Origin of the sequence: Desulfatibacillum aliphaticivorans DSM 15576, assembly GCF_000429905.1 — a bacterium.
GTDB classification, from domain to species: domain Bacteria; phylum Desulfobacterota; class Desulfobacteria; order Desulfobacterales; family Desulfatibacillaceae; genus Desulfatibacillum; species Desulfatibacillum aliphaticivorans.
In genome coordinates, this window is sequence record NZ_AUCT01000003.1 from 381,854 (window position 1) to 403,874 (window position 22,021).

The window sequence follows — 22,021 nt, forward strand, 5'->3', positions numbered from 1 at the left end:
TGCATGTCTAACCGCTTAAAAGAATTGCTGCAAGACTGTTCGGTGGAGGCTTCGGCCCCCTGCAGGATCGACATGGGAGGCACCCTGGACATCCCGGTGTTTTACTATGCGCTCCACCATCTTTCGCCGTGCACCTTCAATGCGGCCCTGGCTCTCAGGACCAAGGTCACGCTGTGCGCCAACGACTCGGACGCCGTCAAGGTTTCGTCCCGGGGTTTTGAAAGCGCCGAGTTCGAGCTGGACTCCGCGCCCTTTGACCATCCCCTGGGCATTATTTTCGCCATTGCCGTGTATTATCGGGCCCATGGCATTCATATCACCGTGGAATCCGACTCGCCCCCCAAAAGCGCTTTGGGCGGATCTTCGGCGGCCGCTCTGGCGGTTATCGCGGCCTTTGACAGAGCCTATCAGGAGTTGGGAGAACGCGCTTTGCCGGTCCGGCGCTCCGTCGCCCTGGCCCACGACATTGAAAGCGCGGTTCTGGGCATCCCCTGCGGCTTGCAGGACCAGCTCGCCGCCGCTTACGGGGGCGTAAACGCTTGGTACTGGACGGTCAGCCCGGACGGCCCAAGGTTTGAAAAGCAATCCCTCATGGGTAAAAAAGAGGCCCGGGAGTTTGAAAAACGCATCCTGGTAGCCTATTGCGGCATCCCGCACGTGTCCGCCGACGTAAACACCACCTGGATGAAGCAGTTCGTGTCCGGATCCACCCGGGATAAATGGGTGCAAATAGCAGGCTTGACCGCGGATTTTGTGGACGCCGTCGATAAAAAGGATTTCCCCAGAGCTATCGAGGCCATGAACAAAGAAGTGGACCTGCGTCTGGAAATGACTCCCGACGTCCTTAATCCAATCATGCACCGCCTGGTTCAGGCGGCCAAGGAGAATGCAGCTGGCGCCCGGTTTACCGGGGCCGGCGCTGGCGGCTGCGTATGGGCGTTGGGCGAAGAAGATAAAATGGAAGCAATTAAAGATTTATGGTCAAAGATCCTGGCCGACGAGGAAGGCGCCCATCTTTTGGATGCAGGCGTCGACCCGGACGGGGTCCTGGTAAGCCAAAGGTAAGAAAAGGAAAACAATCCATGACGTTCCAAGATATTATTCTCACACTTCAAAAATACTGGGCTGAAAAAGGCTGCGTCCTGGTGCAGCCCTATGACATGGAAGTGGGAGCAGGGACTTTTCATCCCGAAACCCTTCTGAGGTCTTTAGGGCCCGAGCCCTGGAAAACCGCTTATGTGCAGCCTTCCCGCAGGCCCACGGACGGAAGGTACGGAGAAAACCCCAACCGCCTCCAGCATTATTACCAGTTTCAGGTCATCATCAAGCCGTCGCCCGACGACGTCCAGGGCCTTTACCTGGACAGCCTCAAGGCCATCGGCATCGATCCCCTGGCCCACGACATCCGCTTTGTGGAAGACGACTGGGAATCCCCCACCCTGGGCGCCGCCGGCCTGGGCTGGGAAGTCTGGCTAGACGGCATGGAAATCACCCAGTTCACCTATTTCCAGCTTGCAGGCAGCATCGAGCTTTCCCCCGTGACCGTGGAACTGACCTACGGCCTGGAGCGCATCGCCATGTACCTGCAGGAAATCGACAATGTGTACGAACTGGACTGGAACGGCGTTGTCAAATACGGCGACCTGCACCACATGAACGAAGTGGAGCAAAGCACCTATAACTTTGAAGTGGCCAACGTGGACATGCTTCTGGGCTTTTTCGACTCCTACGAAGCCGAAGCCAAGGCCTGCCTGGAAAAAGAGCTGGTCCTGCCCGCTTACGAGTATTGCCTCAAGTGCTCGCACACCTTCAACCTGCTGGACGCCCGAGGCGCCATCAGCGTTACGGAGCGCACGGGCTATATCGCCCGCATCCGCAACATGGCACGGGGCTGCGCCGAAAAATATCTTGAACAAAGAGAGTCCATGGGATTTCCCCTGGCCAAATAAGCCGGGGTTTTCCGGGAAACACATAGAGGTATGAAATGCAACCATTGTTATTGGAAATAGGAAGCGAAGAAATTCCCGCCGGGTATATTGTCCCGGCTTTGGAGGCCCTGGCGCAGGCCCTGGACGCCAAGCTGGAAAACGCACGGATCGCCCATTCAAAACCCAAGGTTTACGGCACGCCCCGGCGTTTGGCCGTGATCCTGGACGAAGTGGCTGAAAAGCAGGAATCCGTGACCACCGAAATGGTCGGTCCTCCCAAGAGCGTGGCCTTTGACGACGAAGGCAAGCCCAAGGTTCCGGCCGTCAAGTTCGCCGAAAAAGCCGGCGTGGCCGTGGAAGAGCTTACGTTTCAGGAAACGGAGAAAGGCGTGTATTTGTGCGCCAAAATCCAGGACGAGGGCAAGGAAACCCTGGGCATTCTCCAGGAAATGCTGCCTGAGATCATCAGCCACATTCCGTTCCCCAAGTCCATGCGCTGGGCCGCCCTGCCCGGAACCTTCGCCAGGCCGGTTTTCTCCATCCTGGCCCTGCTGGGCGATCAAGTCATTCCTTTTGAATGGAACGGCGTGACCACCGGCCGCCAGACCCGCGGGCATTATTTCATGGCGCCCGAAGCCATTGACATCCAAACTCCGTCCGAATACGTGGACGCCCTGGAAAAAGCCAAGGTCATCGCCGACATTCCCACGCGCCGCAAGATGGTCAAGGAAGGCGTGGACGCCGTCGCCAAGGAGTTGGGCGGCGACGCCATCGAAGACGAGGAACTGGTGGACATCGTGGCCAATCTGGTGGAATTCCCCGCGCCCGTGGGCGGCAAGTTCGAAACCGGATTTTTGGAAGTGCCGGACAAAGTCCTTATCACCGCCATGCGCGAGCACCAGAAATATTTCGCCATCCAGGACAAAGACGGCAAGCTCATGCCCTGCTTTGTGGCTGTGAACAACACCCAATGCAAGGATCCCCAGCTTGTGGCCACCGGGCACGAACGCGTGCTCCGCGCCAGGCTCTCCGACGCCAAGTTCTTCTGGGACGTGGATAAAAAACAGTCCATGGAAGACTGGGTCAAGCGCCTGGATCGGGTTCTGTTTCAGAAGAAGCTGGGCTCCGTGGGCGAAAAGGTCGCCCGGGTGGAGGAAATGGCCAAGTTCCTGGCCGCCGCCCCCGAAATCAACGGCGATCCCGACAAAGCCCAAAAGGCGGCGCACTTCTGCAAAGCCGACCTGGTTTCCGGCTTGGTCATCGAGTTCACCAAGCTCCAGGGCGTCATGGGCAAGGCTTACGCCTCCCTGGCGGGCATGGACGCGGAAACGGCAAGCGCTCTGGAAGAGCATTATCTGCCGGCCTATTCCGGCGGCCCCCTGCCCCGGACCAAAACGGGCGACGCAGTAGCCATGGCCGATAAAATGGACTCCTTGTGCGGCTGCTTCGCCGTGGGGCTCATCCCCTCGGGCAACCGCGATCCTTACGCCCTGCGCCGTCAGGGCATCGGCGTCATTCGCATCCTGCAGGAAAAGGGGTATTCGCTCAGCCTTAGCGCCATCGTGGACAAAGGCCTGGAACTGGTCAAGGACAAGGCGGACCAGGACCTTGCGGAAACTCGCGACAAGATCATCTCCTTTCTGGCTGACCGCATGGCCCACATGCTGGCCGAGCAGGGATTTTCCAAGGACGTCATCCAGGCGGCCGTCGCCATCTCCTGCGACGACATCCCGTACCTGTGGAAGCGCGTGGCGGCCGTGGAAAAACTCAAGACCTTGCCCGATTACGAAGCCCTGGCCCAGACCTTCAAACGGGTGGCCAACATCATCAAGCAGGCTGCTGAAAAGGGAACGCTGTCCGATCAGGAAGTGAACCCGGCCCTGTTTGAAAAGGATTGCGAAAAGGATCTGCTGGAAGCCTTCACCGCCATGGAAGCCAAGGTCAGCGGCCTGGGCGTGGATGAGGCGCTGCTGGAAGTCGCCAAGCTCCGCCCTGCGGTGGACGCTTTCTTCGACGACGTCATGGTCATGGCTGAGGACATGAAGGTCCGGGAAAACCGCTTGGCCCTGCTGGCCGGCATCGCAGGCCTGTTCGGCCGCTTTGCGGATTTCTCGCGCATTTCCGCGTAAATGGGGTCAAATCTACGTTTGACGTTTGAGCCCTTGCAACGCCGGATTTAGTGAGTCGTTAGGGAACAAGTCACCCTTTGTCGGGTTTGAAGTCCCCCCGCGTTCTCGACCATTTGAAGCGCAAAGCCGGACTTCGTAACCCGACCTACGTCTCATTCGCCACGCTGTCGGGTCACGCGAAGCGCGGGTGACTTAAAAATTGGCTGGAAAGGCCACTCGGCAAGGCGCTTTTAATAGCCTGATGCGTCTCAGCGAAGCGATCCGACATAATATGATTTTTACAAACAACGAACCAGCCCCGGCGGCCTTTATTCGGGCCGGCCGGGGTTCATGGTTATATAATACATTCAAGGAGAATGAATATGCCTTACGATGCGGAATTGGATAAAGTGCTCAAGTCATGGGAGTCCGAAGAAACCGGGCTGGTTATTTCCATCAATCAGTATGCGGAATCCGAGCCCAAACTCCAGATCGGCCCCAGGATGTTCACCCGCAAGGACGGCACCAAAAGGCAGGGAAAAGCCGGCCGTCTGACCATAGAAGACGTTTTGTGGCTGTACGATATGATTGACGAGATCAAGGATGAAATGGTGGAGCTTGCGCCGCCCGAATAATGACAATTATGGACGAAAAAACATCCCGGGACGCCCTCATCAATCCCAGGGCGATTAAGGGCGTCCCCAATCTGGATTCCATCGCCCTCATGTGTGCGGTGCGGCCTGACGTGGACGATCTGGTCAAATGCCTTGGCCTTAAGCGGTCGCACCAGCTGCCCATGAACAAGATCTATTTTAACAAGGACGGCAAGGGCGGGAGCGTGGCCGGCCCTATGATGGGCGCGCCTTACGCCGCTTACGTCCTGGAGCAGCTTATTGCCAGCGGCGCCAAAAAAATCCTGTTTGTGGGATGGTGCGGGGCCGTGAGCCCGGACCTGGAAATCGGCGACGTGATCGTGCCAAGCTCCGCCTTTGTGGACGAAGGCACATCGGTCCATTATTCGCACCGGGAGATCGGAACCATCGTCCGTTCCTTCCCCAATGAGGATCTCGCTGACTGGCTTTCCGACGCCCTGGAGCGGGAGGAAATCGAACACGCCCGAAAAGCCGTCTGGACCACGGACGGCATTTACCGGGAGACGCCCGAGCAGATTGAATATTTTTCCTGGCAGGGCGCGGCGGCTGTGGAAATGGAGCTTTCCGCGCTTCAGTCCGTGGCCAATTTTCGGGAGGTCGCCTTGTGCGGAGTGTTAATTGTTTCCGACGAACTCCATTCCGGCAAGTGGAAGCCGGGCTTCAGCGACCCCAAATTTCAGGAAACCCGTAAGAAAGTTATCGAGGCCTTATGCAGGATTTGCCGAGCAGCATAGCAGACATTTCCGATCCCGAACTCCTGGGCCAATGGCTTGAAAAATACAATGAGGCTTACCGGGCCGGCAAGCCCATGATCTCTGACGCCCATTACGACCTGTTGGTGGAGCGCCTGCGGGAGATCGCCCCGGACCACGGGTTTTTGTCCGCCGTGGAGGCGGAGACCTTTGCGGACAAACGCGAAGTGCGCCACCCCGCCCCCATGCTGTCCACGGAAAAGGCTTACGACAAACAGTCCTTGGAACGCTTTGTTGATAGGGTTTACAAAGAGGCCGCCCAGATCGGCGTGACGGACGTGCTTTTTCAGGTTACGCCCAAGCTGGACGGCCTGGCCGCCCGGGACGATGGACAAATCCTGGCCACTCGCGGCAACGGTTATGCAGGCTACGACATTACAAACGCCTTGGAAAAAGGCGTGATCCCCCAGGGCGGGCGCGGCCTGGGCCTGGGCGAAATCGTGGCGGTTCAATCCTATTTTCAGGAAAACCTGGCCGACCGGTTTGAGCATCCCCGGAACATGGTTGTCGGGATTATTTCCTCGGACGTTTTGAACATTTCGGCCAAGCAGGCTTTGGAAGATAAGCAGGTGCATTTCGTCCCTTACGCCACGCTGAACAAATGGGAAGGCTCGGGCAAGGAACTGCTCGAGAACAGCGAAAAAATCACCCAGGACCTCATCCAGGCCACGGACTACCCCATGGACGGCATGGTCGCTTCGGTCATGAACCAGGACGTGCGCGACCATATGGGCGCCACCTCCCATCACTACCGGTGGCAGATCGCCATCAAGGCCAAAGGCGAGACCGGCGTCACCACGGTCAACGCCATCACCTGGCAGGTGGGGCGCACCGGCAACGTCACCCCCGTGCTGGAAGTGGAGCCCCTGAAGCTCTCCGGCGCCACCATCCGCAGGGTGACGGCCCATAACGCCGGACGCATTCGCGAAAAAGGCGCGGGCGTCGGCGCAAGCATCGAGGTCATCCGCTCCGGCGAGGTCATTCCCAAGCTGGAAAACGTCTTGACTCCCTCGGATGATACGCTAATCCCGGAAAACTGCCCGGTCTGCGAAACGCCCCTGGAATGGAACAACGATTTTTTGAAATGCCCCAACCTCAACTGCAAGGCCCGGGTGGAGCAGCGCATCCGCCATTGGTTTCGGATTCTGGGCAACGCGGACTGGTTCGGCATAAAAACCGTGGAACGGCTTGTGGCCGGAGGATTTGACAGCCTGGAGAAAATCTACGCCATGACCGAGGAGGACTTTTTATCGCTCGAGTTCGGGCCGGTGCAGTCAAAGAATCTGGTGGAGGCAATCGGTCTGAGCAAGTCCCGGCCCGTGGAGGACTGGCGATTTTTGGCGGCATTCGGCATTAGCGACCTGGGCGAAGGCGACAGCCGCAAGATTCTCTCCTTTTTCCCCCTGGAGGAATTGCTGGACAAAACCCGGGACGACATCGTCGCCCTGCACGGCTTCGGGGATGTCACCAGCATATCCATAGAAAAAGGCCTGAAGGCTTTAGGCCCCACCATCCGCCACATGCTGGACTTGGGATTCAACCTCCAGCCTACGCCCCTGAAATCCGAGATGGACGTCTCCAGCCCTATTTCCGGAAAAGGCGTGGTGTTTACCGGAAGCATGGAAACGGGCTCCCGCAAGGACATGGAGGAAAAGGCCCGGTCTTTGGGCGCCAACGTGCAAAAAGCAGTGACGGGCAAGACCGATTACCTGATTTGCGGCGCCAAAGTGGGCGCTAAAAAGACCCAAAAAGCTCAGGATTTAGGCGTAACCGTGCTGACGGAACAGGAATACCTCCAATTGCTGGAGGGCGGGGAATCCCAATCCTCTCCCGAGCAAATGAGCCTGTTTTGATGCCAAGGCGGCGCACAAAATGAGGGCCATTTTTTTGACGCCCCGGCCCCTCGCAGCGCCGGCTTCCCTGTTTGATCAACTCAGATATTTCTGATAGGTCTTGTCAATTCCCATGATGTGGTTCACAAGCCAGTTTTTGAGAAAATTTCCAAGGGTAGAGGCCATCACAGGCTCCCCGGCGTCTAGCTTGGCTTTCAACTCCACAACCTGTTTGGTAAAAAGCCTATGCTCCTCCTGGTGGCTCGCCAAATTCGGATAAGTGCTTTGCTTCAGAGCCATTTCTTCGTTATTGAAATGGGTTTTCGTGTAGGCGACCAGTTCGTTGCAGGTGGCCTGCATGGCATCCCTGGCCTTGCCGACCTTCATGGCTTCATAAAATCTGTTGGTAAGGTCAATGAGTTTTTTATGTTCATTGTCAAAACGGGGCACTCCCACGCTGTACTTTTCATCCCAGTTAAAAAATGCCATTTTGCTCTCCTTTGCTTTCCGTTCTCTGTAACGGCTTGCAAATTGTTGTTATTTCAGGCGCCCCCTATGAGCGCGGCGGCGACTGGCACACTGCATTTTCAATCTTAAACGGAATTTAAGCAAAAAACATACCATGGCCCCTGTCTAATAAAGACAGTTTGCTTCCCGGATTTTCGCCCTCCGGGCGCGAGGCATAGGACTTTGAAGCATGGAACTTGACATAAAATCCTCGGGCATATACCTTAAAACAATAATGAATTTAGGAAGTTATCTCTATTTGAAATACACTTCAAAGACCAGAATGCATTGTTTCTTAAATGAAAAAACACTCACATCCTTACGGAAGCAAAACCATTATCCCCGGAGGAATAGTGAAGTATGTTGAAGTCTAACTGCTTTGTGATTGTCGCTGTATTGATTTATACATTTTTATCTGCTGGTTTCTCCCACAGTTCGTCGGCGCAGGCCTTCCAACCATCCCAACCGCTAACTGTTAAGGCCGCTGTTTTAAAAAATTTTCCGCCGCATTATACAACGGATGCAAACGGCAAGCCGTCCGGGTTTGCGGTGGATGTTCTGGAAAGAGTAGCTCAAATCGCCAATATCCAGGTGGAATACATCGTTAAGGAGGACTGGCAGGAGGTTTTCGAAGCTCTCAAATCGGGCGAGGCGGACCTCATCCCGGACCAAGGAATAACCGACCGGCGAGAGCAATGGTTTGACTACTCAATTCCCACGGAAACCTCTCCGATTCGCATTTTTGTTCTTGCAGAGACGGCGGGCGTTGAATCTCTGGACGACCTTATTGGAAAAAAGACGGCTGTCGTGGCGTTGAATGTCGGAGAGGCCATTGTTGCAAGGAAACCTGCCATTAAACCGATTGTATTTGACAATGTGGAGGCCGCGCTACTCAGTCTGCTGTCCGGCAATGTGGACGCCCTGATTTTTCCGGAGCCGGTGTTAATGACGTTCGCCCGGGAGGCCAGGGTGGACCGGAGGATAAAAAGAGCGGGAAGCCCTTTGAGAACGGTAAAAAGAGGGATAGCGGTCCGAAAAGGGAATATAACTCTTTTAAACAGGCTGAATCCGGCGATTGAACAATTTCTTCAATCCAAGGAATACTCCCGGATCTATACCAAATGGCACGGAGAGCCCACCCCCTTCTGGAACACATTCCGTGTGACATTGGCCATGCTTGGCTTTTTGTCCCTGACGGCCGTAATCATGGGGTACTGGCGATACCGGTCCATGGCGGTTTTGAATATCGAGTTGAAAAAACAGATCCGATTGCGGGAGGCCGCCGAACAGGATCTGAAGGCCTCCTATGATACTTTAGAGCAAAAGGTGGAGGAACGCACCCGAAAGCTGAAAGCAGCCCTTTCCGAAGTTAAAACGTTATCAGGTTTGCTTCCCATCTGTTCCCATTGCAAGAAAATCCGTGACGACCAGGGCTATTGGAAGCAGATCGAATCTTATATACAGGAGCACTCCGAAGCCGAGTTCAGCCATAGCATATGCCGGGATTGCGCGGCAAAACATTACCCCGAGTTGAAAATATACGAAATCATGGATGCAGAAGACAACGAATCTTCCGACTAAATCCTTAACCGGTCCATCATTAGCCCTTCCATGAGGCGATTCTTTCGCAAGCCTCTTCCAGCACGGGAAATTCCTTGGCAAAGCAAAAGCGCACCAGAGAGTCCCCTGAGTCGTCATGGAAGAACGCCCGGCCCGGTACGCTGGACACGCCGGTTTTTTCCAAAATATGCATGGCCCGGGTGAACGAATCGTGTCCCGGCACGCCGGAAACGTCGGCCAGCACGTAATAGGCGCCTTCCGGGCGATAAGGCTTCATGCCGGCCTTTTCAATCGTATCGCAGAAAAGATCCCGCTTTTTCTGATGATCCCGGGCCAGGCCCTCGTAATAATCCCTGCCAAGCATGTTCATGCCCGCGGCCACGCCCATTTGCAAAGGCGCGGGAGCGCACACGTAAACCAGATCGTTCAGATGGGTGATTGCCTCGGTCACGTCCGCAGGGCAGATGCAGTAGCCCAAACGCCAGCCTGTGATGGCGTAGGTCTTGGAAGCGCCGGACATGGTCACGGTCCGCCCTTCCAGGCCTGGATGAAGACCGGGGCATAGATGGGTGCGTCCGTCGTACAGAAAGTGCTCGTAGATTTCGTCGGAAAAAATCACCAGGTCATGCTTTTGCGCGGCTTCCGCAATCAGGTCGATTTCCCCGGCGGTCATGACATGCCCGGAGGGATTGCCGGGCGTGCACAACACGATGCCTTTTGTTCGGGGAGTGACGGCCTTGGCCAAGGCGTCCGGCTCGATCTCCCAGGTTCCCGGCTTTGTGGGGACGAAAACCGGAACCGCGCCCACAGCCTCCAGAGTGCTGGCGTGATATCCGTAATAGGGCTCGAACAAAATCACCTCGTCCCCGGGATTCAACAGCGCCATGGCCGCGCAATAGAACACGCCGGTGGCGCCCAGGCTGGCCACGATCTCGGTTTCCGGGTCGGGGCGGCGTCCGTAAAAGGCCGCGGTTTTGCCGGCAATGGCCTGACGCAGCTCGGGCAGTCCGTGATTGGGAGTGTACACGTTATAGCCCTCGTCCATGGCCTTTTTCGCGCCGGCGATGACCTCATCCGGGACCTTGATGTCGCAAACTCCCTGAGCCAGATTGATGCCGCCCGCCTCGCGGCAGGCCGTGGTCATGGTTCTGATATCGCTTTGCCGAATGTTCTGCCCTCTTGCGGAAATCCGCATAAAACGCCTCTCTTCTATTGTTTGATTATTAATTTGGATGCTATTGGATCTCAAAGGCCGCTAAATGCCATCTCATGGATCAACAGGCCATCAATACCTTTCCATTCGGCGCATTTCAACATGCTTTTGAATATGCTGCGAAATATTTGTTGTCTGGAGCTTTAAAACTTGGGCTGAATTTTGGCCTGCTTGCAGATTTCGTTGGCCGTGATGCGATCAAGAAATTGATTTTTTTTTACCGGCGCGGCCTGATTGCCGTTCGTGTAAATGGAGCGGCGCCTTCCCTTAATAGATAAAAGCCATTTGCCTCAAGATGCTTGACGAGGTCCCGCCGTTTCACAGACATTGTCAACCTCAATAGCAAGCTGCTCAAACAACGCGTTTCCTTTGGGCATTTCCTTATTCAGCTCTTTGCACGCCAATATCATTCGAAATGCTGCAGCGGAGTCTCTCCCCAAAAAATCACTCCCACAACGCCTCCACAATGGATTCGGGCTGCAGGCCGTATATGGGAACGCGGCGGGCGTTCATATGCCGGGCGATTTCCCGGGCCATGCCCAAAGCGGCCGGATGCTTTTCCTCCGCGTCCAGCACCAGGCTTCGGATATGGTTTTCCCTGCCGATGCTTCCGGCCATGGCTAAAACTTCTTCATGCAAGGGCAAGAGCGCCCCGTCCCTTGTTTTATCCAAGCAGATGTTGGCCCGGCCGTCCGTGACCAGCACTATGCGCGGCCAGGGGGCCCGCTTTCTTTGGAGGGCCTTTTTCGCTATTTTCAATCCCAGGGCCATACCCGCGCAAAGAGGCGTGGTTCCGCCGGTTGGCAAGGTTCTGAGCTTTCGCTCCGCCAGGTTGATGCTTTTTGTGGGCGGCAGAAGCACCTCGGCCTTGCGTCCTTTAAAGGCGATCATGGCGGCTTCGCTCCGGTCCTTATAGGCCTGGGCCAGAAGATGCATGATCGCCGCCTTGGTTTGGGTCATGAGCGTACTGCCCATGGAGCCGGAAGCGTCCACCACAAAGACGAACAAAGCTCCGGTTTTGTGGGTGCGTGATTTCCGCCTCCAGTCGTCAGGCTGGATGGGTATGGCGAGTCCTCCGGCAGGGCGGGACAGGGCGTACGGAGCGGCGGCGCGCAGGGTGGCGTCCAGGGCAAGGTCGCCGCCCTCCTGATTGCGGGATATCCGCGTGTAGCGGCCTCGCTTTTCCAGGGCGGGAGCTTTTTGAAAGCGGCCTTTCTCCGGCTCTTTCCCCCGGGGAAACGGCATCCTGAAAGTCCTGGCTGAAAGATCGTCCGCCTTTCCCGGCTTGAAAACCTCCCCGGCCGCCTCAGATCCCGAGGGGCTGGGCCGCAGGCCCCTTTCCCTGGGACAGCCGTTTTCCAAAGGCGCGTCCTGCTCGCTCTCAGTCGGACTCTCTTTTTTCAGGAGTTTTTTTTTACGTTGCTCCCGCGTCCGAAGGCCATCCATGACTTTTTCCACGGCCCGGGAGTGGTCGGGAACGTCGTCAAAGGGCTGTCTGCGCATGCGATGGCTCACGGCCAGTTTGGCGGCCGCCTCCACGTCGTCCAGGGTCGCGTCCCGGCGTCCTTCAAAGGCGGCGTGGGTTTTGGCGGTTTTCAGGATGACCAAGTCCGCCCGATGCCCGTCCACGCCCAATTGCACGGCCATTTCCGTGATGGCGCGGATGACCGAGTCGTCCGCCTTGACCTTGGGAAAAATCCTCCGTGCCTTGGCGATGCGGGTTTTCAGGGCGTTTTCCCGCTTGCGCCATTTGTTTAGAAAGGCCTTGGGATTGGATTCGTATTCCTCCCAGCGCCGCAGCAAGGCGTCCCGCTGATCCAGGTCGTGAATGCCCTCCACATACACGGAAAGGCCGAAGCGATCCAGCAACTGGGGCCGTAAATCCCCTTCCTCAGGATTCATGGTGCCCACCAGGATGAACCGGGCCGGATGGGTGAAGCTCACGCCTTCGCGCTCCACGGTGTTTACGCCCATGGCTGCGCTGTCCAGGAGGATGTCCACAATATGGTCGTCCAGGAGGTTGACCTCATCCACGTACAAGACGCCGCGATTGGCGCTGGCCAGGATTCCCGGCTCGAACCGTTTTTCACCCGTGGACAGGGCGTGCTCCAGGTCCATGGCGCCCGCCACCCGGTCTTCCGTGGCGTTGATGGGCAGTTCCAAAACCTTTCGCTGCCTTTTTTGGACCGGCAAGGGGCCGTTTTCGGCGGCCTTGCGGCAATGGGGGCACATCAGGTCCGTCGAGTGGGGATTGCATTGAAAGGGGCAGGCCTCCACCACGTCGATTTCAGGCAGGATGGCCGCCAAAGCCCGCACCACCGTGCTTTTGCCCGTGCCTTTTTCGCCACGGATGAGCATGCCGCCGATCTTGGGATTGACGGCGTTCAAAAGCAGGCCCAGGCGCATGAGATCCTGGCCGATAAACGCCGTGAAGGGATAGGTATAGGTCATCAATAATCCGTTTCTTTTTTAGGCTGCCCGTTTTTTTCCGCCGCCTTTTTTCCGCTTGAGCTGCTTTTCCTTTAAAAAACGCCGAATTTCCTGGAGGATGATTTCCGGCTCGTCATCCTGGAGAAAATGGCCGGCCGTGGCAATCTTCACCGAAGGCGCGTGATTAGGCAGCATCTCCTCGAACTTCTCCATAAACCAGGGAACGAACACAGGATCTTTCATGCCCCAGATCACCTGAGTGCGCACGTCCCAGCCCTCCAGGCGCCTGCCGGTATCCCGCAAAAGCCGCCAGGTCTTGTCCAGGGGCCCCATGGGAACCTGCCGCACGGATTTCATGATGGCGGTGCGGTCCCGCACCATCTGGAAGGGGTAAAGGTATCCGTCCATGGCCTTTTTGTGCAACTGCCGCCTGGAGTTGACAATGCCCAGATGCATGCCCGCCTTCAGGAAGACATTCCAGTCCATGGCCATTTTCTTGCCCGCAATGGGGACCTTATAGGACCATAAATAGGGAAAGGCCCAGGCCCCCAGGCATTGGATAAACTCCTTGGGCGATCCGGGCAGAAAGCCCGTGGTGTTCATGGGGATCAGCCGCGAGAACAGGTCCTTGTTCCGGGCTGCATAGGAAAGCCCGATGATCCCGCCCCAGTCCTGGCAGATGAGGGTGATGTCCTTCAGCCCCAGACTTTCTATGAATTTTCCCAGGCGGCGGATGTGGGCCTCCATGGAATAATCTTCGTAATGGGGCTTGTCCGACAGGCCGTACCCCAGATGATCCAGTGCAACGCATCGGTAGTCCTTTTTCAGGTCCTTGATAAAATGGCGGTACAAATAGGACCAGGTCGGGTTGCCGTGAAGCATGAGCAGGGTTTCGCCCTGGCCTTCGTCCACGTAATTCATGCGATTGCCTTCGATTTCCATGGTCTTGAACTCCACGGAAAAATCGTCAATGTCCTCCAACTTGATGGGAAAAGCGTTGTGCTCCCGCAGGCCGAGGACCTTGCGCAGCCCTTTGATGGAAGCCTGGCTCAGGACATGCCGCACAGGCCTTTGGCGTTTGACCACCCTGGGTTCCGCGCCAGGGCCTTTGACCCGGGTGACCAGGTAGTCCGGAGTGTAGGATTCAGGCGGCGTGGTGGCCGCGCGTTTTCGCATCAACCGGCCTATAACCCGTTGCGCGACTTTTTCCTTTACGCCGAAATCGCCCACATAGCGCCTGTATTGCTCGTGGATTCGGCTTGCGCGCTCCCGCACGGCCGGTGTGGGAATCATCTCGGGGATGACCGGCAAAAATCCCGCGGCCAGCTTTTTGCCGAAAAAGTAGCACCGCTCCGCCCTGGCCTGCAGGAACGGGTCCGGGGAGTGCATCATGGTCTTGTAGCCTTTGAACATGACGTCCATGACGCTCAGGATGGTGGGGCCGTTGGTTTCCAAAAGCCGTTTATGCTCCAGGTGAAAATATTTCCGGATTTCGCCCCGCTTGAAATTGGGATGCTTCAACCCGACGTCGCTCCACAGCATGGTGTCCTGGTGGCGGAATTCCTCTTCGATCCGGCCGTCCTCCATGAGCCGGTCGTACAAGGTGGTGCCGGGACACGGCCTCAAGGGGGAGACCTGGTACAAATCCGGCTTAAGGGATACGAAATAGTCAATGTCCTCCAGAATGTTTCGGTGGTTATGAAAATCCAGGCCCAAAATGTTGGAGCCGATAATCAGAATTCCGTGGTTGTGCAGTTCTTCGAACACCTCCCGTACGTCCCTGCCCACCCGCTTTTGAAAATTGTGGTTCGCCAGGATGTCGGCCTCGAACTTGGATTCCACGCCGATCCACAACACGCCCACGCCGCAACGGACCAGTTCCTCCACCGTGTACTGGGAAATGGACTTGATGCTGGCGAAGCAAAACAGATTGACCTTGCCGATCAACCCGTCCTTTTGCAAAAGCTCGCCCAGACGCAATACGTAATTTCGGTCCAGGAGAAAATCCTCGTCCCAGATCATGTTGAACAAGGAAGGTTGGACGGCCATGCGCTGGCTGGCGGCTTTCAGCGACGCAAAGGCCTCCTCGGGCGAGCAAACGTTAATCTTCTTGAACTTGAAAAAATGGGAGGTGTTGCAAAATTCGCAGGCATTGGGGCATCCCAACGAAACCAGGGTGGAGCTTAACGGAAAGCGGGCCAGATGGTCCCCCCCCTGCACCGTCACCTCGAACATGGGTTGCCGCACCTGGGATATGGGGTCATCGGGGTTTTGGCCGATGATCTTCCGGAAAAAAGTCACGCCCTCCTCAAAGCAGAAATGGTCGGCGTTCTCCTTCAGGTATTGGGCGTCGTTCAAAGGATCGTTGGGGTATGGATGAAAAATGTGCATCACCCCGTACCCGCCCAGGATGATCTTAGTGTCAGGGGCGACCGCCCGGGCGATTTTCACCATTCCGGCGATCTGGCTCAGGTGCACGGATTTCACCTGAATGCCCAGATAGTCATAATCCTTTTTAAGCTCCTTATGGAACAACTCTTCGGTGGGCCATTCCATGATCGTCACGTCGGCGTTCAGGTTTTCCGCCAGCAAATGGAGGGCGAAGGCGGGAAAAATGCTTTTGGCCGTAAAAGGGCCTTGAGCCCGGGTCAGGCGGGCGGAAAACAGGTCATTCACATCCTCACCCCAACCGGTTTCGTAAGGGCCGATGGAATTGGCTAACAGGATTCTTTTCATGAAAAACCTCCTGTGGCGGCATGAACGCCGAATGCTTGCGGAGAGACTAACGTGGAAATTACGGGCGCATCGTCCGTTGCAAAAAGCCCGGCCGGTTTTTTCAGCCGGGTTGGGATGATTGGCGCTAACAACATATGGCGCCGCCCCTTAAAAAGACGGGCGGGTGTAGCTTGAGAAAGGCGCCCTTCAAGGAGAAGAAAAAGAGCGGTCCGGGGAGTGAATTTTTTCCTCACAAGGCTGGCCTGCATTTTTTTGGTCAGAGGGGTCTAGGCTCTTGTTTTTTTGGTGCAGGCCGCCTTGTGATACTCCATTAGGCCGGAAAATAACGCATTGCGTCGCCCCAACTTATAAATCCGGCCCCAAAAATGGTGCGAAAATATAGGATCGGACCCTTTTTTTTAAAAAATACGCCCAAAACAGGAATTTTTTTGTCCGAACGATTAAAAATAGGGGTTAAGATTTTTATTTCAGGCAGCCGAGCCGTCATTCCAAGACGACTCAGGGTCCCTGTTTTGGTCATTGCATCATGTTGATTGCAACACAGCCTTGCCTGGGCCACCCGAGACCTTTTAGGCGGCAACCATCTTTTTTGGCCCCCAATAATCTTCCTTGAAAAAAAATCAAACACGACTTCACCACCATCATCACTCCATCACAACCTGGCCACTCCCAAACAGGGTGGCCCAGGAAACTCGTTTTCCTGGGCGTGTCAGCGCAAAAGGCCCGGCCCGTGAGGATAATCGGAATCTGGTATGGTCGGCGGGCGAATGGAGGAAAATTGAGCCATGTTTTTATAAACAGACTATGTGTTGGGTGAACCTGCACTGCTTTATGGGATTCGATTAGCTTGACGCCATCCCATATCAATCTGAATTCTTTAAATATTATTAGAGCAGAACCACCCAACCTACGGCTCGATGAATGACATTTCAGGCTAAAACGCACCTCGCGCGAAGCGCCATTTAAAGTTTTTTGCGGAGCTTTTTTTCAAAAAAGCGACCCGCCGGAGGCGCTTTTCGCTTTTCGCTTTTCGCTTTTCGCTTTTTGTCCTTTGCCTTTTGTTTATTTTGCTTTTGCAGTTTGTCAGTTTTGCGGTTTCAAGCAGTTTGCGGCGACAAGGCGCTTTCGCGGTATTGGGTGGGGGTTTGGCCGGTTTCCTTTTTAAAGACGTTGTTGAAGGTGGATTTGGATCCGAATCCCACGTCATAGCAGATGGTTAAAACGTTTTTATCCGGCTCCTGAACCAGGAGCTTCTTGGCTTCTTCTACGCGAAAGGAATTGATGAAGGAGCGAAAGTCGGTTTGAACCCGTTCGTTCAGGAACTCGGACAATTGATGAGGCGAGAGGGAGAGCATGTCCGCCAGCCCGGCCAGATTCAGCTCGCAGTCCGTATAGATCTTTTCCTCTGCAATGAGCTTATGCAGGCTTTCGTTGATGGCCGAGACGTCCACGTGGGTCAGGGAGGATTTTTCGTAGCGCTTTTTTTCAAATTCCTCTTGCAGCAACTGCAAAAAGCCCGGATAGCGATTATACCCTAAAAATACGCTGACGGTGAGCACGGTCAGCAAAAGGCCGCCGTAATGGAACAACCAGAGAATTTTAAAGGTAAAGCCGATATACAGGGCCACCACGCATAAGATGGCCAAAACGTCTATTACCAGCATGCCCCGGAGCTCATTCTTGACTTCCTTGACGTTCCAAACCAGCCCCAGATCCATTTTCAACAAATAGCTGATGTAGGCAGCGGCATGCACGGCGCCGATCACCACTAAAACCATCAAGGCGTTCCTGGGCGGCTGCACAAACATTTCGTTCAGCCAGGCGGTTTTAAACTCCAGGGGCAGCATCTGAAATCCGGTTTCCGCGCAAAAAGCGCCGAAGGCCGGGATAAAATGGATCAGGGATCTTGGAGAAAAACGCTTTTCCGGGTGCAGCAGCAGGGTGAAATAAAAATAGTACAAAGGCCCCACGCAGCATATGGCCGTAAAAAAAAGATAAATCGTCAGCGGCATTTTCGGCGGCAGGCTGTTGGCTACGGCGCCCGCCCCCCACAGGATGATGGCGCAGCACACGAAAATGCTGGAAAACAAGAGATTTGCGGTATTGGGCTTTTTGCGGAGCACCTGCTCCAGGGCAAGCAGCAAAGCCAGTCCGCTGGCGAAAAATATGGGTAAAGTAATTGCCTGGATGGACCAGACCATGCGTCACCTCATGGATGAAAAAATCAGGCTTTTCCGCGTTTTCAGCAATTTGGGCCGGTTTTTCCGGTTGGGCGGCCGCCGCCCTGGCGGGCTCGCAACCTGTAGGAAAATTGGATAGTTAGATAAAAAAAGCCCCCCCTCAAACAGGCATCCGCGATGCAAACATTATACATGCGTACAAAACTAATGCAAATGACGCACCATGTCAATTTATTTCCCGCCTGTCGGCCGAACTGCCAAAAACAAATGCAAGCCTCCGGCGGAGTTAATAAAAGCCTCCGGCAGGTGAGCGCCAACAGGCAGGTCAGGAGATGGCAGCGAATCTTGCTGTCCGTCCAGTGAAAGATGGGGTTCACCCGCACGTGACTGGAAGACTTGCTGGCCCGAAACTGGTTCTCCACCTTGTACCGGTCCACAAGCTCGATGGCTTCCAGTTCCTTTTCCAGGATATGAGGGGTGGACAAGGCTTCAAAGGAGCGGGTTTGCATCTTGATCGGCTGCCCTGATTGCTCCGCCTTCTCCAGTTTCGCCAGGAGGGCGTCCCGCCGCGCCCAGGTATTTTTGCCGCTTGAGCTTGCCCTTGCCTCCCACCCGCTGGGTTTCCCTGGCGCACCAAAAGGCCCCACATATCAAGGTGAAAAATGCGTATTTAATGAAAAATTAATAGGTTGAACCGGTTAAGCCGAAGAGCAAGGATAGGCGCTACATGACGAGGATAGGCAAGGCATTGATTTCATCAACAAATACCAAATTCAATTTGCGTAAACTCTGAAAGTCCTGTTGGATTTTTGAGACAATGAAACTGGATTAATCAAAATAATATTCGATGGCGTCCTTGCAGTAATCCCCGGCTTTTTTGCCGATATAATCTTCGTGGGCGACGATGGCCGCAAAGGCGAGCTGCTTTTGATTTTCCTTGTCATGGGCGAAGCCTACAAACCAATCGTAGCGAATGTCGTAATCCGTATCGTTATTGATGGAGCCGGTTTTTCCGCCCACCACGATTTCTCGAAGAGCCTTGCCGCGCTGTCGTCTGCTGAAGCAGCCGCGTCCGGTTCCATGGCAGGCGGCGTCCACCATCATTTTTTGCAGGCCCAGGCTGGAGGTTTCGCTCATGGCCTGGCCCATCGGAGTCAGGCCGCCTTCATAGACGACTTGATTTTCCTGGTTTTCCGCCGAGGCGATGATGTACGGCTGGGGCATGACGCCGTTATTGAGCACGGCCGAGGCCATGGCGGCGCCGTGCATGGCGGAAATGAGGGTTTCGCGGTTGAAGCCGGAGGCGATTTCCGCAGTCCGGTATTTGTCTTCGGGCTTGCCCAACTGGCTTGGATTGAAGTCGCATTCCACGCCCAAATCCTGTTCAAAGCCCATGGCTTTGGACTTGGCTGTCAGGGCTTCCGGCCCCAAAAGAACGCCGATCTTTCCGAAAACCGGGTTGATGGAGTCGGAAAAGGCCTCTTCCAGGTCGATGTGCCGGGTGTACTTGTTATCGACATCCTTGAGTTGGGATTTGTATAAGGTGTGTTTTTTTCCGTTGTAACGGACCGGGGTCTGGGGGGTGAAATTCTTGTCATCCATGGCGGCCGCGGCAGTCACCATTTTGTAAACGCTGGCCGCGGGAAAGAGAACCTGGGTGCAGGGGTTTCCCGCCTTTGGGTCCTTGTGGTATCCGACCATGGTGAGAACCTTGCCGGTTTGGGGCTCCATGGCCACAAAAGCGATGGCCCTGGCGTATTCCGGCTTCAGTTCCGCCAGCATATGGCGTTGGAACTCCAGGTCCAGGGTGGAAGTAAGCTCGTAGGTTTTTCCCTCCAAAGCGACCTGTGGGGGCTCTTCGGCGACGTCCCAAAGCCTTTGCCCATGCATGAGATTCCTGATTTGGGCCTTGGAGAGCATTTCAATGGCGGGAGCTTGTTCCTTTTTTTCCGTGACAAAACGGGGATAAAACTCCGTCACGCCGAATGCAATGCCTATGGCGAGCACCAGGGCCAGAACGAACATGGACGCCCACTTGAAGACGAACCAACTCCTTTTTCTGGCTTCCCGCTTGCGCTTGAGGGCTTCCTGGTATTCCCTCCAGGACATCCCTTTGGCTTCTATTTCAGGCTTTTCTACGGCCATGTCTAACGCAGGGTGGTTCCGGGAGGAACAGGCGTGTTAACTGTCGAAAGGCCGATGACTCCTTTCTTATTGACCGCCGCCACCACCATGCCCTGGGAAGTGATTCCCATGAGCTTTGCGGGTTTGAGGTTGGCGACCACTATCACCTGCTGGCCCACCAGGTCTCCGGGCTCAAAGGCCTTTGCAATGCCGGCGACCACGGTGCGGGGTTCGGGTTCGCCCAAATCCACGGTGAGTTGCAGGAGCTTATTGGCCTTGGGCACGGCTTGCGCTTCGATGACGGTTCCCACGCGCAGGTCCACCTTGCCGAAGTCCTCGATATCAATCTCCGGTTTTAGCTCAGGAGTTTTGGGAGCTTTTTGTTTTTTCTCGGGCGCCTTTTCTTCCATTTTTTTCACGTCAATCCTGGGGAAGAGGGTCACGGCCTTTTGCAATTGAGTTCCCGGCTTCAGCACGCCCCATTCCCCCAGGGCTGCGGAGTCCTTGAGGAACGCGTCCTTGTCCAATCCCAAATGCCCCACCATTTTTTCCGCGGCGTTGGGCAGCACCGGCCAGACCATACCGGCAACCAGGCGAAGTCCTTCCAGCAGGTTGTACATCACCGCTTCCAATTGGGCGGCGGCGGCTTTATCCTTGGCAAGGACCCACGGAGAAGTAAAGTCCACATACTTGTTCATCCGGCTGATGAATTCCCACACGGCGGCCAAGCCTTTATGGAACTGGAACTCATCCATGGCGAGGTCGTAGGCTTCCACCGCCTCCATGGCGGCGTCCGACAGCTTCCAGTCGGAGTCGAAAGCCAGGTCCGGATGATTTTCCGGGACTGTTCCTTTGCAGAACTTGTGGGCCATGGAAATCACCCGGGAGAACAGGTTGCCCAGGTCATTGGCCAGGTCCGAGTTAATGCGTCCTATCAAAGCCTCTTCCGAAAAGCTGGAATCCAGGCCAAAGGTCATTTCCCGCATGAGGAAATACCGAAACTGCTCGATGCCGTATTTCTTGGACAGTTCCAGGGGCTCCACCACGTTGCCCAGGCTTTTGGACATTTTGCTGTCCGCCACGTTCCAGTAGCCGTGGACGTTCAGGTGATTATACACGGGAATGCCGGCCGCCTTCATCATGGTGGGCCAATATATGCCGTGTGGCTTCAGGATGTCCTTGGCCACCACGTGCTGCACGCCGGGCCAGTATTTTTGGAACTTCTCCCCCTCGGGATATCCCAAGGCCGAAGCGTAGTTCAGCAAGGCGTCGAACCAGACGTAGGTGACGTAGTTTTCGTCGAACGGCAGGTCGATGCCCCAGGTCAGGCGCGTCTTGGGCCGGGAGATGCACAGGTCTTCCAGGGGCTCTTTAAGAAAGGAAAGCACCTCGTTGGCGTAGCGCTGGGGCCTGATGAATCCGGGATTCTTCTTGATATGGTCTATGAGCCAGTCCTGATACTTGCTCATCCTGAAGAAATAGTTGGATTCCTTGATTTTCTTGGGCTCAACTTCGTGGTCCGGGCATTTTCCGTCCACCAACTCCCGTTCCAGGTAGAAGCGTTCGCAACCAAAGCAGTACAGGCCTTCGTACTCGGAAAAATAAATGTCTCCGTTGTCGTATATTTTCTGGAGCACTTCCTGGACGACCTTGATGTGGTCCGCGTCCGTTGTACGGATGAACTGGTCGTTGCTGATCAAGAGTTCAGGCCACAGATTGCGGAACAGGCCGGAAATCATGTCCACGTAATCCCGGACTTCCTTATTTTCCTTTTCCGCCGCTTCCACCACCTTGTCGCCGTGCTCGTCGGTGCCCGTGAGAAAGTAGGCGTCCTGACCCCGGAGTTGATGGTAGCGTTTGGCTGTATCAGCCACAATGGTGGTATAAGCGTGCCCCAGGTGGGGACGGGCGTTTACATAGTAAATAGGAGTGGTTATGTAAAATGGTGAAGCCATGATGCTTCCTCCTTATTTTTTTGCTATATTTCTAAAGGCGCCG

Annotated in this window: 16 protein-coding genes; 8 read left to right on the top strand and 8 right to left on the bottom strand. The window is 55.4% G+C overall.

Features of this window, described 5'->3' with window-relative positions; genetic code table 11:
• Positions 1-3 precede the first annotated feature (3 nt).
• The 6 genes from G491_RS0105925 to G491_RS0105950 all read left to right on the top strand — a co-directional run bounded on the left by G491_RS0105925 (position 4) and on the right by G491_RS0105950 (position 7,294).
• Positions 4-1,065 (top strand): GHMP family kinase ATP-binding protein, encoded by a 1,062-nt coding sequence (locus G491_RS0105925; protein ID WP_028313914.1) that lies wholly within the window; start codon positions 4-6, stop codon positions 1,063-1,065.
• A 17-nt stretch (positions 1,066-1,082) separates the two neighbouring features.
• The gene (gene glyQ, locus G491_RS0105930; RefSeq protein ID WP_012609194.1) at positions 1,083-1,949 is read left to right on the top strand and encodes a glycine--tRNA ligase subunit alpha; all 867 of its coding nucleotides are present in this window, start codon (positions 1,083-1,085) and stop codon (positions 1,947-1,949) included.
• A 35-nt stretch (positions 1,950-1,984) separates the two neighbouring features.
• Positions 1,985-4,057 (top strand): glycine--tRNA ligase subunit beta, encoded by a 2,073-nt coding sequence (gene glyS / locus G491_RS0105935; protein WP_028313915.1) that lies wholly within the window; start codon positions 1,985-1,987, stop codon positions 4,055-4,057.
• A 362-nt stretch (positions 4,058-4,419) separates the two neighbouring features.
• Positions 4,420-4,671 (top strand): hypothetical protein, encoded by a 252-nt coding sequence (locus G491_RS0105940; RefSeq protein WP_012609192.1) that lies wholly within the window; start codon positions 4,420-4,422, stop codon positions 4,669-4,671.
• Positions 4,672-4,679: 8 nt separating this feature from the next.
• Positions 4,680-5,423 carry a nucleoside phosphorylase gene (locus G491_RS29610; protein ID WP_169829395.1) on the top strand — a complete coding sequence of 248 codons (744 nt, stop codon included), beginning with the start codon at positions 4,680-4,682 and terminating at the stop codon, positions 5,421-5,423.
• A complete protein-coding gene (locus G491_RS0105950) occupies positions 5,399-7,294 on the top strand; it encodes a BRCT domain-containing protein (protein ID WP_028313916.1) in 1,896 nt (631 codons plus the stop codon). Before G491_RS29610 ends, G491_RS0105950 begins: the two co-directional genes overlap by 25 nt.
• A gap of 75 nt (positions 7,295-7,369) precedes the next feature.
• On the opposite strand, the gene G491_RS0105955 is transcribed toward G491_RS0105950, so the two are convergent.
• Positions 7,370-7,762 carry a bacteriohemerythrin gene (locus G491_RS0105955; RefSeq protein WP_028313917.1) on the bottom strand — a complete coding sequence of 131 codons (393 nt, stop codon included), beginning with the start codon at positions 7,760-7,762 and terminating at the stop codon, positions 7,370-7,372.
• Positions 7,763-8,140: 378 nt separating this feature from the next.
• Between G491_RS0105955 and G491_RS33440 the strand changes: the two genes are divergently transcribed.
• Positions 8,141-9,361, top strand: coding sequence for a transporter substrate-binding domain-containing protein (locus G491_RS33440; protein WP_028313918.1), 1,221 nt, complete (start codon positions 8,141-8,143; stop codon positions 9,359-9,361).
• Positions 9,362-9,380: 19 nt separating this feature from the next.
• Here G491_RS33440 and G491_RS0105965 read toward each other — a convergent pair whose 3' ends face one another.
• Positions 9,381-10,535, bottom strand: a complete 1,155-nt coding sequence (locus G491_RS0105965; RefSeq protein WP_028313919.1) for a pyridoxal phosphate-dependent aminotransferase — start codon at positions 10,533-10,535, stop codon at positions 9,381-9,383.
• A gap of 74 nt (positions 10,536-10,609) precedes the next feature.
• Between G491_RS0105965 and G491_RS35330 the strand changes: the two genes are divergently transcribed.
• The gene (locus G491_RS35330) at positions 10,610-10,831 is read left to right on the top strand and encodes a hypothetical protein (RefSeq protein ID WP_028313920.1); all 222 of its coding nucleotides are present in this window, start codon (positions 10,610-10,612) and stop codon (positions 10,829-10,831) included.
• Positions 10,832-10,997: 166 nt separating this feature from the next.
• Here the strand turns inward: G491_RS35330 and G491_RS0105975 are convergent, their stop codons facing one another.
• The 6 genes from G491_RS0105975 to metG all read right to left on the bottom strand — a co-directional run bounded on the left by G491_RS0105975 (position 10,998) and on the right by metG (position 21,978).
• Complete coding sequence (locus tag G491_RS0105975; protein WP_028313921.1) at positions 10,998-13,004, bottom strand: magnesium chelatase subunit D family protein; 2,007 nt, start codon at positions 13,002-13,004, stop codon at positions 10,998-11,000.
• Positions 13,005-13,022: 18 nt separating this feature from the next.
• Positions 13,023-15,719 carry an alpha/beta fold hydrolase gene (locus tag G491_RS0105980; protein WP_028313922.1) on the bottom strand — a complete coding sequence of 899 codons (2,697 nt, stop codon included), beginning with the start codon at positions 15,717-15,719 and terminating at the stop codon, positions 13,023-13,025.
• A 1,097-nt stretch (positions 15,720-16,816) separates the two neighbouring features.
• Positions 16,817-17,920, bottom strand: coding sequence for an AraC family transcriptional regulator (locus G491_RS33445; protein ID WP_051327062.1), 1,104 nt, complete (start codon positions 17,918-17,920; stop codon positions 16,817-16,819).
• A 41-nt stretch (positions 17,921-17,961) separates the two neighbouring features.
• Positions 17,962-18,408, bottom strand: a complete 447-nt coding sequence (locus tag G491_RS0106000; protein ID WP_028313925.1) for a hypothetical protein — start codon at positions 18,406-18,408, stop codon at positions 17,962-17,964.
• A 319-nt stretch (positions 18,409-18,727) separates the two neighbouring features.
• A complete protein-coding gene (locus tag G491_RS0106005) occupies positions 18,728-20,044 on the bottom strand; it encodes a penicillin-binding transpeptidase domain-containing protein (RefSeq protein WP_028313926.1) in 1,317 nt (438 codons plus the stop codon).
• Positions 20,045-20,046: 2 nt separating this feature from the next.
• A complete protein-coding gene (gene metG, locus G491_RS0106010) occupies positions 20,047-21,978 on the bottom strand; it encodes a methionine--tRNA ligase (RefSeq protein WP_028313927.1) in 1,932 nt (643 codons plus the stop codon).
• Positions 21,979-22,021: the final 43 nt, after the last annotated feature.